This is a genomic window from Lysobacter antibioticus HS124 (assembly GCF_000336385.2).
GTDB classification, from domain to species: Bacteria; Pseudomonadota; Gammaproteobacteria; order Xanthomonadales; family Xanthomonadaceae; genus Lysobacter; species Lysobacter firmicutimachus.
Map to the genome: position 1 here is coordinate 27,876 of NZ_HG424473.1, position 13,501 is coordinate 41,376.

12 protein-coding genes and 2 tRNA genes are annotated in these 13,501 nt (G+C 70.3%); 5 read left to right on the forward strand and 9 right to left on the reverse strand.

The genetic code is table 11. The features are described from left to right. Positions 1–46 precede the first annotated feature (46 nt). The 9 genes from TX83_RS07565 to TX83_RS07605 form a co-directional block, all read right to left on the reverse strand. Positions 47–132, reverse strand: a tRNA-Tyr gene (locus TX83_RS07565). 136 nt (positions 133–268) lie between these two features. Continuing rightward, entirely contained in the window at positions 269–1,360 is a 1,092-nt protein-coding gene (ychF, locus tag TX83_RS07570) for a redox-regulated ATPase YchF (protein WP_064747323.1), read from the reverse strand. A gap of 83 nt (positions 1,361–1,443) precedes the next feature. Next, the gene (pth, locus tag TX83_RS07575) at positions 1,444–2,025 is read right to left on the reverse strand and encodes an aminoacyl-tRNA hydrolase (protein WP_064747324.1); all 582 of its coding nucleotides are present in this window, start codon (positions 2,023–2,025) and stop codon (positions 1,444–1,446) included. Positions 2,026–2,084: 59 nt separating this feature from the next. Further along, positions 2,085–2,744 carry a 50S ribosomal protein L25/general stress protein Ctc gene (locus TX83_RS07580; RefSeq protein ID WP_064747325.1) on the reverse strand — a complete coding sequence of 220 codons (660 nt, stop codon included), beginning with the start codon at positions 2,742–2,744 and terminating at the stop codon, positions 2,085–2,087. 173 nt (positions 2,745–2,917) lie between these two features. After that, positions 2,918–3,877 (reverse strand): ribose-phosphate diphosphokinase, encoded by a 960-nt coding sequence (locus TX83_RS07585; RefSeq protein WP_064747326.1) that lies wholly within the window; start codon positions 3,875–3,877, stop codon positions 2,918–2,920. Positions 3,878–3,982: 105 nt separating this feature from the next. After that, positions 3,983–4,059 (reverse strand) — tRNA-Gln (locus TX83_RS07590). An 18-nt stretch (positions 4,060–4,077) separates the two neighbouring features. Then, a complete protein-coding gene (gene ispE, locus TX83_RS07595; RefSeq protein ID WP_064747328.1) occupies positions 4,078–4,965 on the reverse strand; it encodes a 4-(cytidine 5'-diphospho)-2-C-methyl-D-erythritol kinase in 888 nt (295 codons plus the stop codon). Positions 4,966–5,003: 38 nt separating this feature from the next. Next, a complete protein-coding gene (gene lolB, locus TX83_RS07600; protein ID WP_075575044.1) occupies positions 5,004–6,005 on the reverse strand; it encodes a lipoprotein insertase outer membrane protein LolB in 1,002 nt (333 codons plus the stop codon). Beyond that, positions 6,002–7,657 (reverse strand): tetratricopeptide repeat protein, encoded by a 1,656-nt coding sequence (locus tag TX83_RS07605; protein ID WP_425606099.1) that lies wholly within the window; start codon positions 7,655–7,657, stop codon positions 6,002–6,004. Before TX83_RS07605 ends, lolB begins: the two co-directional genes overlap by 4 nt. Before the next feature lie 332 nt (positions 7,658–7,989). Here TX83_RS07605 and hemA point away from each other — a divergent pair, with 332 nt between their 5' ends. The 5 genes from hemA to moaB all read left to right on the forward strand — a co-directional run bounded on the left by hemA (position 7,990) and on the right by moaB (position 13,501). Next, positions 7,990–9,300, forward strand: coding sequence for a glutamyl-tRNA reductase (gene hemA, locus TX83_RS07610; RefSeq protein WP_064747329.1), 1,311 nt, complete (start codon positions 7,990–7,992; stop codon positions 9,298–9,300). A 60-nt stretch (positions 9,301–9,360) separates the two neighbouring features. Continuing rightward, complete coding sequence (gene prfA, locus TX83_RS07615) at positions 9,361–10,443, forward strand: peptide chain release factor 1 (RefSeq protein ID WP_064747331.1); 1,083 nt, start codon at positions 9,361–9,363, stop codon at positions 10,441–10,443. A gap of 286 nt (positions 10,444–10,729) precedes the next feature. Continuing rightward, a complete protein-coding gene (locus TX83_RS07620) occupies positions 10,730–11,188 on the forward strand; it encodes a GNAT family N-acetyltransferase (protein ID WP_064747332.1) in 459 nt (152 codons plus the stop codon). 22 nt (positions 11,189–11,210) lie between these two features. Beyond that, a complete protein-coding gene (locus tag TX83_RS07625) occupies positions 11,211–12,935 on the forward strand; it encodes a tetratricopeptide repeat protein (RefSeq protein ID WP_064747334.1) in 1,725 nt (574 codons plus the stop codon). A 47-nt stretch (positions 12,936–12,982) separates the two neighbouring features. Further along, entirely contained in the window at positions 12,983–13,501 is a 519-nt protein-coding gene (gene moaB, locus TX83_RS07630; RefSeq protein WP_064747336.1) for a molybdenum cofactor biosynthesis protein B, read from the forward strand.

Genomic DNA, 13,501 nt, shown 5'->3' on the forward strand with positions numbered 1-13,501 from the left:
GCTGGAGCGTCGCGCCGAATCCTACTGCCGACCGTCGCGTTGAAACTGGTGGAGGGAGGTGGATTCGAACCACCGAAGGCGTGAGCCAGCAGATTTACAGTCTGCCCCCGTTGGCCGCTTGGGTATCCCTCCGAAGAGCCCGTAATTCTGGCGTGCGATTTTCGACTTGTCAACGCGTTTTCACGCAAACTTTTCGAAACCGCCGCCGCCTCCGGCCGCCCTGCCCGGCGCCCGAAACCGGGGCGCCGCGCGAGGCCGCACAGTCTACTCAAACATTGAACCGGAAGTGCAACACATCGCCTTCCTGGACGCGATATTCCTTGCCCTCCAGGCGCAGGCGACCGGCGTCGCGGGCGCCGGCCTCGCCCTTGTACTTGATGAAATCGTCGTAGGCGATGGTTTCGGCGCGGATGAAGCCCTTCTCGAAGTCGGTGTGGATCACCGCCGCGGCCTGCGGCGCGGTCGAGCCGGCCTTGACCGTCCAGGCGCGCACTTCCTTCACCCCGGCGGTGAAATAGGTCTGCAGGCCCAACAGGGCGTAGCCGGCACGGATCAGGCGGTTCAGGCCCGGCTCGTCCAGGCCCAGGTCGGTCAGGAAGGCGTCGCGGTCGGCGTCGTCGAGCTGGCTCAGCTCCTCCTCGATCGCCGCCGAGATCGGCACCACCTGGGCGCCCTCGGCTTGCGCGCGGGCGCGCACAGCGTCGAGGTGCGGATTGTTCTCGAACCCGTCCTCGAGCACGTTGGCCACGTACATGACCGGCTTGAGGGTCAGCAGGAACAGGTCGCGCAGGGCGGCCTTGTCGTCGTCCGACAGGTCCAGCGCGCGCGCCGGCTTGCCGGCGTCGAGCCCGGCACGGACCCGGCCGAGGATCTCCTTGCGCGCCACGGCCTCCTTGTCGCCGGTCTTGGCCGAGCGCTCGGCGCGCTGCAGCGCCTTCTCGACGCTCTCCAGGTCGGCCAGGGCCAACTCGGTGTCGATGGTCTCGATGTCGGCGATCGGGTCGACCTTGTTGTTGACGTGGATCACGTCCGGGTGCTCGAAGCACCGCACCACGTGGGTGATCGCATCGACCTCGCGGATGTGGGCCAGGAACTTGTTGCCCAGGCCCTGGCCGCTGGCCGCACCGGCGACCAGCCCGGCGATGTCGACGAACTCGACCGCGGTCGGGATCAGCTTCTGCGGCTTGACGATCTCCGCCAGCGCATTGAGGCGCGGGTCAGGTACCGGCACCGCACCGACGTTCGGCTCGATGGTGCAGAACGGGAAGTTGGCCGCGGCGATGCCCGCCTTGGTCAGCGCGTTGAAAAGGGTCGACTTGCCGACGTTGGGCAGGCCGACGATGCCGCATTTGATGCCCATGTTTTGGTCCGTGATTCGAGATTCGGGATTCGGGATTCGCAAAAGCCCAGCGTTGGCTCTTGCCAATCCCGAATCCCCAATCCCTAATGCCGCTGCGTGTGCAGACGCGTCATCGCGTCCAGGAAATTGCCCTGCACGGCCAGTGGCATGACGTCGATGGCGTCGTCGATGGCGCGCAGGATGACGGCCTCGTCGTCCTTGCCGGGACGGCCGAGCACCCAGGGGGTGACCCTGTCCTTGTGGCCGGGATGGCCGATACCCAGGCGCAGGCGGTGGAACTTGCCGTGCCCCAGGTGCTGGACGGTGTCGCGCAGGCCGTTCTGGCCGCCGTGGCCGCCGTCGAACTTGAGCCGCGCGGTGCCCGGCGCCAGGTCGAGTTCGTCGTGCGCCAACAGCGCCTCGTCCGGCTCGATCTTCCAGTAGCGCAACGCCGCGGCCACCGACTTGCCGGAGAGGTTCATGAAGGTGGCCGGCTTGAGCAGCCACACCGGCCGGCCGGCGATCTCGATCTTCGAGGTCTCGCCGAACAGCTTGGACTCCAGGCCGAAGCGGCCGCCGAACTTCTCGTTCAGGGCGTCCACAAACCAAAACCCGGCGTTGTGCCGGGTCCGGGTGTATTCGGCGCCGGGGTTGCCCAGGCCGACGATCAGGCGCAGTCCCGCCATGGATCAAGACAATCCGCGAACGCGAGCCGGCGCGCCCGAAAGAGCGCGCCGGCGAGCGATCACTTCTTGTCTTCGTCCTTCTTCGAGACCTTGGCGGCCGGCACTTCGGCGGCCGGGGCCTCGGCGTCGGAGACGACCTCTTCCTTGCCGTGCTTGGCGATCACGACGGCGACGTCGTGTTCCTTGCCCAGCTTCAGCTCGGGGATTTCCACGCCCTTCGGCAGCTTCAGCTCCGACAGATGGACGATGTCGCCGACCTTGAGCGCCGACAGATCGACTTCGATGAACTCCGGCAGGTCCTTCGGCAGGCAGCTGACTTCGACTTCGTTGAGCTCGTGGGTGACCACGACATCGGCGGACTTGCCGGCCGGCGACTTGTCTTCGTTGAGGAAGTGCAGCGGCACGGCCACGCGCAGCGCCTGGTTGGCGTCGACGCGCTGGAAGTCCAGGTGCATGATGATCTGCTTGAACGGGTGGCGCTGCATGTCGCGCAGCAGAACCTGCTCGACCTTGCCGTCGACGTCCAGGCTCAGGATCGAGGAGTAGAACCACTCGTGCTGGCTGGCCAGCCAGATCTTCTCGTGGTCGAGCTGGACCGGCTGCGGAGCGGCGGTGCCGCCGTAGACGATGGCCGGGATGCTGGCGGCACGACGCAGGCGGCGGCTCGCACCCTTCCCCTCGACGTTGCGGCCAGTGGCCTTGATGATGTGTTCGGACATTTGCTTGTACTCGGTTTTACAGCGTTGAGACCGCCTCGCGGCGGCTTGGAGACTCACCCGCGACCAGGTGAGCCTTTGGAGCGGGGAATGGGAATTCGGGATTTGGGATTCGCAAGGCGGTGGCGCCGCCCCTGCTTCAACGAATCCCTAATCCCGAATCCCCAATCCCGAAATCAGTCGACGTACAACGAGCTGACCGACTCGCCGAAGGCGATGCGGCGGATCGTTTCGGCCAGCAGCTCGGCGACGCTGAGCTGGCGGATGCGGCCGGTGGCCCGCGCCGCGGCGGTCAGCGGGATGGTGTCGGTCACCACCAGCTCGTCCAGCTGCGACTTGGTCACGTTGTCGATGGCCGCGCCCGACAGCACCGGGTGGGTGCAGTAGGCCACGACCTTCTGCGCGCCCTGCGCCTTGAGCGCCGCCGCGGCGGCGCACAGGGTGCCGGCGGTGTCGACGATGTCGTCGACCAGCACGCAGGTCTTGCCCGACACGTCACCGATGATGTTCATCACCGTGGCGACGTTGGCGCGCGGACGGCGCTTGTCGATGATCGCCAGGTCCGCGTCGTCCAGGCGCTTGGCGATCGCTCGCGCGCGCACCACGCCGCCGACGTCCGGGGACACGACGATCAGGTTGTCGGTGCCGTGCGCGCGCCAGATATCGGCGAGCAGCAGCGGCGAGGCGTAGACGTTGTCGACCGGGATGTCGAAGAAGCCCTGGATCTGATCCGCATGCAGATCGACCGTGAGCACCCGGTCGGCGCCGACCGCGCCGAACATCTTGGCCGCGACCTTGGCCGTGATCGGCACGCGCGAGGAACGCGGGCGGCGGTCCTGGCGGGCGTAGCCGAAGTACGGCACCACCGCGGTCACGCTGGCCACCGAGGCGCGCTTGAGCGCGTCGATCAGGACCAGCAGTTCCATGAAATTCTCGGCCGTCGGCGCGTTCGTCGGCTGAATGACGAACACTTCCTGACGACGCACGTTCTCTTCGATCTCGACCTGCACTTCCCCATCGGAGAAGCGGCCCACCAGGGCCTTGCCGAGCCGGATGCCGAGCTCCTTGCACACCGCTTCGGCAAGCGGACGGTTGGCGTTGCCGCTGAACACCAACAGGTTGCGATCGTTTTGCACTGTCTTTGACCGGGATTCGGGATTTGGGATTCGGGATTCGTAGCGGCGGCTGCGATGTCGTGCCTTGGTACGAATCCCGAATCCCAAATCTCCAATCCCACGAAATGGCAGGGGCGGTAGGATTCGAACCTACGAATGCCGGGATCAAAACCCGGTGCCTTGGGCCACTTGGCGACGCCCCTGTGTGTTCACGCGTGTTTTCAGCTTCTCGCTTCGAGCGCATCGCGCAGCGGCGAGCGCGCTGCGCCGCCGGCTGCCCAGGCCCGCAGGCCGGAGGGCAGTTCCGCCAGCGCCGCCTGCGCCGATTCGCGACTCGCGAACTCGACGAAACAGCCGCTGCCGGAGCCGGTCAGGCGTGGCGAACCGATCCGCGACAGAGCGGCGAAAGCGGCCTCGACGGCGGCCTCGCGCTGACGCAGCACCGGCTCGAACGCATTCCCGAGCGGCGAACCCGAAACGAAGTCCGATATTGTCGCGGGCGCGGCATCCCGCGTCAATTCAGGGGATTGAAACAGGGCCGCGGTGGGGGCATGGACGCCGGGGTCGGCGAGCACATACCAGGCCGGCGCCAGCGCGATCGGGCGCAGGTCCTCGCCCACCCCCTCGGCCCAGGCGTTATCGCCGCGCACGAACACCGGCACGTCGGCGCCCAGGCGCAAGCCCAGCGCGGCCAGGCGCTCGACGCCGAGGTTGGTGCCCCAAAGCGCATCCAGGGCCACCAGCACGGTCGCCGCGTCGGACGAGCCGCCACCGAAGCCGCCGCCGGCCGGAATACGCTTTTCGACGACGATGTCGACACCTTGACTGCATTTTGACTCCGCTTGCAGCAGGCGAGCGGCGCGCACGGTGAGGTCGTCGGCCTCGGCCACGCCGGCCACCGAGCCGCCGTGGCGGACCACCCGGCCGTCGCTGCGCAGGCGCAGGCGGATCGTGTCTCCCCAATCCAGGAGACGGAACACGGTTTGCAACAGGTGATACCCGTCGGCGCGGCGGCCGACGATGCGCAGGAACAGGTTCAGCTTGGCCGGGGCAGGCCAGATCGACCAGCCAGGCTCGGTGTTGGCGGCGAAGGGAAGCGGATCGGACATGGCGGGGCGCAACGGCGAGTCGGGTGAACCGGCGATCGTCAGGGACGGGGCGAGCGGGACGGATGCGCGCGCAACCAGTCGCCCAGGGCCCGGTTGTAGGCGGTGGCATAGGCCCGGGCCTGTTCGATCAGGCGTTCATGGCGCTCGCCTTCGACCACATCGCCGGTACCGGACAAGATCCGCAGGCCCTGCCGCTGGGGCTGCTCGCCCTGAGGCAGCCCCGGCGCCAGGCAGGCGAAACCGCACACGCCGATCGGGCGCCGGTCGCCTCGGGCGACGTTGCGGCGCAGGTCGGCGGCCGGATCGTTCAGATCCAGCTGCGACAGCTCGCGCTGCAGTTGCTCGGCCTGGCTCTCGGCAGCGGGCTCGGGCATGCTGGAATCGGCGTCGGCCAGCCCCTGCCACTGGTCCACGATCAAGCGCACCCGGGCACCGTCGCGGCGCGCGTCCAGCCGCGCCGGCAAGTCGCCGGTCGCCGGCCATTCGTAGCCGATCCGCCAACCGCCCTGCTCGATCGATTGCGGGCGGCCGTCGGCCTCCGGGGCGATCTGCGCCTGCGCGCCGCCGCCGGCCGGCAGCGCGCGCAGCCAGTCGGCCAAGGCCGCGACCGGGATCTCCCAGCCGGTGGCTTCGCGCAGCAACGCGGCGGCGTCGCCGCCCTCGCGCGGACCGCCGTCCAGCCCTTCCAGGCGGGCGCCGTCGGGGCCGCCGCTCAGCCGCCAGCTCTGCCGGGTCACCGGCGCGCTCAGCGCCACGTCGAAGGCGTCGCCACGTTGGTTCCATTCGATCCGGCCGCTGCCGCCCTTGCCGGCGTTGGACACGGCGATGCGGCCGCTCAACGCCCACGCGTCCTGGCCGCGCAGGCGGGCGACGCGCGCGGCCTCGCGCGCAGCGGCGTCGGCGGCCGGCACGACCTGCCCTGACGGCGGCGAACGCTTGCCCGGCGCGCTGGCGCAGGCGCCGAGCAGCAGCGCCAAGGCCGCGACACCGAACAGGCGCGCCGCAGGACGCGGCGCGGACAGAGGGGCTGCGGCGCTCATAAACCCAGCTTCTTCAGCGCGCGCAGCAGCGAGCGGTTGTCGGGATCGATCTGCTTGGCCTGATCGAAATACTTGCGCGCTTCCTCGCGCTTGCCGGTCTGCCACAGCACTTCGCCCAGGTGGGCGGCGACTTCGGCGTCCTTCTGCAGGGTCAGGGCCCGGCGCAGTTCGGTTTCGGCCTCGGCGACCCGGCCCAGGCGATACAGCACCCAGCCGTAGCTGTCGATCACCGCGTAGTTGTTCGGCTCGGCGGCACGGGCGCGCTCGATCAGCTCCAGCGCTTCTTGGTAGCGGGTGGTGCGGTCGGCCAGGGTGTAGCCGAGCGCGTTCAGCGCGGCGCTGTTGTCCGGTTCGGCGACCAGGATCCGGCGCAGATCGGCCTCGGCGCGGGCGATGTCGTCGCGGCGCTCCCAGCTCAGAGCGCGGGCGTAGAGAATTTCCGGCTCGTCCGGGAACGCCGCCAGGCCGCGGGCGAAGGCATCGCTCTCGCCGGCGTCGTTCTTGTCGTCGGCGCGCAGGTTGGCTTCCAGCAGATAAGCGTCGCGGCGCGCGTCGTCCTGGATCGCGGCGTCGGCCTGCATCGCGCGCAGGTTGGCATAGGCCTCGTCGGCGCGGTCGAGCTTGTGCAGCACGTTGCTGCTGCGCAGGCGCGCCAGCGAACGCTGCGAACCGCCCGGCACGCCCTGGTACCAGGTCAGCGCCTCTTCGTTGCGCTCCAGGAACTCGGCCAACTGCCCCAGCAACAGACGCCGCGCCGGATCGGGCTTGGCCGCGCTGGCGCGCAGCTCGTCATAGAGCCGGGTCAGGGTCGGCTTGTCTTCGGCGCGGGCCAGATAGGACGCGCGCAACGCGTAGGTCTGCTCGTCCTGCGGGCCGCGCCCGAGCACGGCGGCGACCGCCTGGAAGTCCTTCAGCGCCTCGTACTGTTCGGCGACCAGCGCGCGCAGGCTGGTGTCGCGGTCGGCCTGCGGCTCCAGGGTCTGCAGCAGCTTGCGCGCTTCGTCGGTCTTGCCGTCTTCGCGCAACTGGCTGACCCGCAGCAGGGCCACGCGCGGCTCGCCCGGAAAACGCTCGACCACTTCCTCGACGATGCGCTCGGTCAGCTTGGGCCGGTCCAGGCGCTGCGACAAGCCGCCGAAGGCGACCCAGGCCATCAGATTGCGCGGCGGGATCTTGCCGCCGTCGACGATCTTCTCCAGCACGCGCCCGGCCTGTTCCGGGTTCTTCGAGCCGGTGGTCAGCACCACCAGCACCTGGCGCCAGCCGGCCTCGGGGTCGGCGGCCATCAATTCGTTGAGCTGGCGCAGGGCCGCGCGATCGTCGCCGCGGCGCAGCGACAAAGTGGCCTCGGCCGCGGCCACCCCGCCGCCCTGGCCGCCGAGCTTGCGCCACAGCGCCAGGGCCTCGCCGGCGACCTGGTCCTGTTTGGCCAGCACGGCGATGTTGGTCGCGCGTTCGGCCAGCTCGCGGTCGCCGGCCGCGCGCGCGGCCTTGAGATAGGCCGCGGCGGCATCGTTCAGCTTGCCGGCCTGAAGGGCGAATTCGCCGCTCATCAGCGCTTCCAGCGAGGCGCCGGTCGGGTCGGCGGCGGCGCGCTCGCGGATGGTGGTCCGGGCGGCGGCCAGCGCGGCGGCAGACGGCGCCGAGGGCACGGTCGCGGCCAGCGCCGGGGCGGCGAGCAGCAGGCCGACCAGGGCGGCGCCGATGCGCCGGGCCAGCGCCGTCGCGCGCGGCGCGGGGGCGGCGTTCCTGCCGTCGCCGGCCGCGTCGCAGGCGGCGTCTATGGGACCGATCGGGAAAATCGATGCGTAGAAAACCACGTCGGGACCAGTGGGCCGGTAGAATGGCGGCCTTCAGCAGCCCGCAGCTTATCGCAAGCACCTGAACCGATGTCCCGCCGCCCTCGCCGAACGATGAAACTTTTTCGCCGCGTTGCGACGGCGATGCGCCCGGCCGGCGCGACGATGGGAAACCGCTCGCACCGATGAGCCTGTTCGTGCTCGGGATCAACCACCAGACCGCGCCGGTCAGCCTGCGCGAACGGGTGGCGTTCTCCGGCGACGCGGTGTCGGCGGCGCTGGCCGCGCTGCGCGCTCTGGCGCCGGTGCGCGAAGTCGCGCTGCTGTCGACCTGCAACCGCACCGAGGTCTATGCGGTCGCCGACGACGACGGCGGCGCCCTGGCCGAGTGGCTGGCTACGCATCCCGACGATGCCGGCGATCTGCACGCTTATTTGTACCGTCACCGCGACGCCGATGCGGTGCGCCACCTGTTCCGGGTCGCCACCGGGCTGGACTCGCTGGTGCTCGGCGAGCCGCAGATCCTCGGCCAGGTCAAGGACGCCTGGGCGGTGGCGCGCGCCGCCGGCAGCCTCGGCAGCCAGCTCGACCGACTGTTCCAGCAAGCCTTTTCGACCGCCAAGCGCGCCCGCACCGACACCCGCATCGGCGCCAATCCCGTCTCGGTGGCTTCGGCCGCGGTACGGCTGGCGCAGGAATCCTTCGCCCGGCTGGAAGACTCGACCGTGCTGCTGATCGGCGCCGGCGAGACCATCGAGCTGGCCGCGCGCCACCTGGTCCAGGCCAAGGCCAAGCGCCTGCTGATCGCCAACCGCACCCTCGCCCACGCCCAGGACCTGGCCAGCCGCCACGGCGGCTTCGCCCTGCCGCTGAGCGAACTCGACCGCCACCTGGGGGAAGCCGACATCGTCCTGTCGGCGACCGCCAGCCGCGAACCGATCCTGCGCCGCGCCGACGTCGCCGCCGCGCGCGCGCAACGCAAGCATCGGCCGATGCTGCTGCTCGACCTGGCCGTGCCGCGCGACATCGCCGCCGACGTCGCCGACCTGGAAGACGTGTTCCTGTACACCGTCGACGATCTGGAGCGGGCGATCGAAGACAACCGCCGCAGCCGCCGCGAGGCCGCCACCGAAGCCGAGGCCATCGTCGAGCTGCAGGTCGCGCGTTTCGTCGAAACCCTCGCCGCCAGCACCCGCACCGCGCCGATCAAGCGCCTGCGCGAGCACGGCGAAGTCGCGCGCGCCGAAGTCCTGGCCAAGGCCCAGGCCCAGCTCGCCGCCGGGCAGGACCCGGCCCAGGTGCTGAACTTCCTCGCCAACACCCTGACCAACCGCCTCCTGCACGCCCCGACCGTGGCCCTGCGCGAGGCGGCACTGACCGGCAATCCGGAGCTGGCGCGGGCGGCGGACAAGATGTTTCCGGCGGTGAAGCCGGGAATGGGGAATGGGGAATGGGGAATGGATACGGCGGATTCGCCGGACGCCGACGAGCGTTAGCGTCGTTGCGCTGCTGCCGTTTCGATTCCCTATTCCCTGTTCCCCATTCCCGGCCCGCCAATGACCCCCACCCTGCGCCGCAAACTCGAAGCGCTCGTCGAACGCCGCGAAGAACTCGAGCGCCTGCTCGCCGACCCGGGCGTGATCGGCGATAGCGAGCGTTTCCGCAAGTTCTCGCGCGAGTTCGCCCAGCTCGAACCGGTGGCGCTGGCGTTGGCCGAGGAGACCCGCGCCAAGGCCGACCTGGCCGCGGCCGAGGCGATGCGTTCGGACCCGGAGCTGCGGGAGCTGGCGGAGGAGGAGATCGCCGCGGCGCAGGAGCGATTGCAGCGCCTGGACGTGGAACTGCTCGCCCACCTGATCCCCAAGGATCCGCGCGACGAAGGCGATTTGTACCTGGAGGTGCGCGCCGGCACCGGCGGCGACGAGGCGGCGATCTTCGCCGGCGATCTGTTCCGCATGTATGCGCGCTACGCCGAGCGCCAGGGCTGGAAGGTCGAGATCGAATCGACCAACCCCGGCGAGCACGGCGGCTACAAGGAAATCATCGCCCGGGTCGAAGGCCGCGGCGCCTATTCCAGGCTCAAGTTCGAGTCCGGCACCCACCGCGTGCAGCGGGTGCCGGAAACCGAGTCGCAAGGCCGCATCCACACCTCGGCGGCGACGGTGGCGATCATCGCGGTCGAGCCGGAAGGCGAGCCGATCGAGATCAACCCGGCCGACCTGAAGATCGACACCTTCCGCTCCTCCGGCGCCGGCGGCCAGCACGTCAACAAGACCGAATCGGCGATCCGCATCACCCACGTCCCGACCGGCACGGTGGTGGAGAACCAGACCGAGCGCAGCCAGCACGCCAACCGCGACAAGGCGCTCAAGCGCCTGCAGGCGATGCTCGCCGATGCCGCGGCGGCCAAGGCCGCGGCGGCGCAGGCCCAGGACCGGCGCTTGCAGGTCGGCAGCGGCGACCGCAGCCAGCGCATCCGCACCTACAACTTCCCGCAAGGCCGGATCACCGATCACCGTGTCGAAGGCCTGACCCTGTACGACCTGCCCAACATCGTCGCCGGCGATCTCGACGCGCTGATCGGCCGCCTGATCCACGAGCACCAGGCCGACGAGCTGGCGCGGCTGTCGGCCGATTGAATCCGCTCCCGCTGTAGGAGCGGCGTCCCTCCAGGGATTTCTTCCGGCCATAAGCCGCGACAACCGCAGCGACGAACGGAAGCGAACGATCCACCGCCCGGAAGATCGGTGGGTTTTCCGGCCACGCTCGCCCCCGGTCTTCTACCGCATCACTTGCGCACACCGCTGCGGTGGGTCGCGGCCAACGCCCGTGCTACAACGTCGCTGCGGATTCGCAGCCGGCGGTCATGACGCCGCACGACGGCTGCGGCCATAATCGGGCCTCCCCGATCGGACCGCCTCCCGCATGAGCCTTTCCGTCCGCCGCGCCGGCCCCGGCGACCTCGATCTGCTCGCGCCGCTGTTCGAGCGCTACCGCTGTTTCTACACCCGCCGCGAAGACGCCGGCCGCTCGCGCGACTTCATCGCCCAACGCCTGCAACGCGGCGATTCGGCGCTGTGGCTGGCGAACCTGGACGGCCGCGACGGTGCCGGCTTCGTGCAGTTGTATCCGACGTTCTCCTCGGTGCGCGCGGCGCGGGTGTGGGTGCTCAACGATCTTTACGTCGACGCCGACGCGCGCCGCCGCGGCGTCGCCCGCGCCTTGCTCGACGCGGCGGTCGAGTTCGCCCGCGCCGACGGCGCGGTACGGCTGGAACTGGAAACCGACCACGATAATCGCCAGGCCCAGGCGCTGTACGATGCCGCCGGCTGGCAACGTTACGACGGCACCCAGCGCTATCACCTGCCGCTGGCCGCGGCGTGAGCGCCGCACGGAACTCGACGCGATGAACGATCCGCGCCTGCCGCTGCGCCAGGCCTTGCAGCGAAATCCCGGCGATGCGATGGCCTGGATAGTTCTGGCCGAGCACGAACTCGACGCCGGCGACGCGCGCAGCGGCGAGACCGCCGCGCGGCGCGCGCTGGCGCTGCGGCCCGGGCATCCGGAGGCGCTGGCGCGGCTGGGCCGCGCGCAATGGATGCAGGGGCGGCGCGAGGACGCGGTCGCCAGCCTGCGCGAGGCCGCACGCGCGGCGCCGCAACATCCGGGCATCGCGGTCTGGCTGGCGCATGCGCTGGAAGACGTAGGCGACGCCGAGGGCGCGCTCGACGCCTACGGCCGCGCCTATGCGCTGGCGCCGCGCGAGCCGCAGCTGGCCGCCTATCTGCTGGCCTGGCGGCGCAAACTATGCGATTGGCGCGAGCTGCCGGCGCTGTCGCGGCTGGTTCGCGGAGCGGTGGCGCAAGGCCGCGCCTCGGTCGAACCCTTCGCCTTTCTCAGCGAAGACGCCAGCGCCGCCGAACAACGCCGCTGCGCCAGCCTGCGCGCGCAGTTGGTCGCGCAATCGGTGCGACCGCTGCCGCCGGCGCCTGCGCGCGAGGCCGCGGCGCCGGTACGCGCCGGCTTTTTGTCCAACGGTTTCGGCGCCCATCCCACCGGCCTGCTGACGGTGGCCCTGTTCGAGGCCCTGCACCGCCGCGGCGGCCTGTCCGTGCATCTGTTCGCGCTCAACCGCGACGACGGCAGCGCGATCCGCAAGCGCCTGCACGCCGCCTCCGACGCATTGCACGACGTGTCCCAGCAGCCGCATGCGCAAATCGCCGCGACCGTCCGCCGTGCCGGCATCGACGTGCTGTACGACCTGCGCGGCTGGGGCGGCGGCGGCACGCCGGAAGTGCTGGCGATGCGGCCGGCGCCGGTGCAGGTCAACTGGCTGGCCTATCCGGGCACTTCGGGCGCGCCGTGGATCGACTATGTGCTCGCCGATCGCTACGTGCTGCCCGAATCCCTGGCCGCCGACTTCAGCGAAACCCCGGCCTGGCTGCCGCGTTGCTTCCAGCCCTCCGACACCCGCCGCGTGCCGGCCCCGGCGCCGACGCGCGCCGAGTGCGGCCTGCCGGACACGGGCGTGGTGTTCTGCTGTTTCAACAACAGCTACAAGTTGAACCCGCGCAGCGTCGCGCGCCTGTTGGCGGTGCTGCGCGCCGTGCCCGGCAGCCTGCTGTGGCTGCTGTCGGGCCCAGGCCGCGCCGACCAGCGCCTGCGCGAATTCGCCGCGGCCGAAGGCGTGGCCGCGGAGCGGTTGGTGTTCATGCCCAAGCAACCGCAGGCCGAGTACCTGGCCCGGCTCGGCCACGCCGACCTGTTCCTCGACACCGGTCCCTACAACGCCCACACCACCGCCTCCGATGCGATCTGGGCCGGCTGCCCGGTGCTGACCGCGCCCGGCGCGACCTTCGCCGCGCGCGTCGCCGGCAGCCTCAACCACCACCTCGGCCTGGACTCGCTCAACGTCGCCGACGATGCCGCCTTCGTCGAACGCGCCGCCGCGCTGGGCAACGACCCCGCCGCACTGGCCGCATTGCGCGCCGAGCTGGCCGCGCGCCGCGCCGACAGCGGCCTGTTCGACATGGACGGCTTCGCGGTCGACTTCGCCGCGATGACCCTTGCGCTGGCGCGGCGCCAGCGCAAGGGCCTGGCGCCGGCGCCGCTGCAGGGGCCGGAGCGCTGACCCGCGCGGCCCACTTCGCCGCCTGCGTTTTGCGCTAGGCTGCGCGCATGACCGCCGAACGCGATTTCATTCCCCTGAATCTGTGCGTGTTGACCGTGTCGGACACGCGCACCCTGGCCGAAGACAGCTCCGGCGACTATCTGGTGCAATCGCTGAGCGACGCCGGCCACCGCCTGGCCGAGCGCGCGCTGTTGCCCGACGACCGCTACCGGATGCGCGCGGTCGTCTCGCAGTGGATCGCCGATCCAGCGGTCGACGGCATCCTGGTCACCGGCGGCACCGGCTTCACCGGTCGCGATTCGACTCCGGAAGCGCTGCTGCCGTTGCTGGACAAGGAGATGCCGGGTTTCGGCGAGCTGTTCCGCGCGATCAGCTTCGATGAGATCGGCACCTCGACCCTGCAATCGCGCGCGTTCGCCGGCCTGGCCAACGCCACCTTCCTGTTCTGCCTGCCGGGGTCGACCTCGGCCTGCCGCACCGCCTGGGACAAGATCGTCCGCGCTCAGCTCGACGCGCGTACCAAGCCGTGCAATCTCGCCACCCTGCGTCCGCGCCTGAAGGAGTGA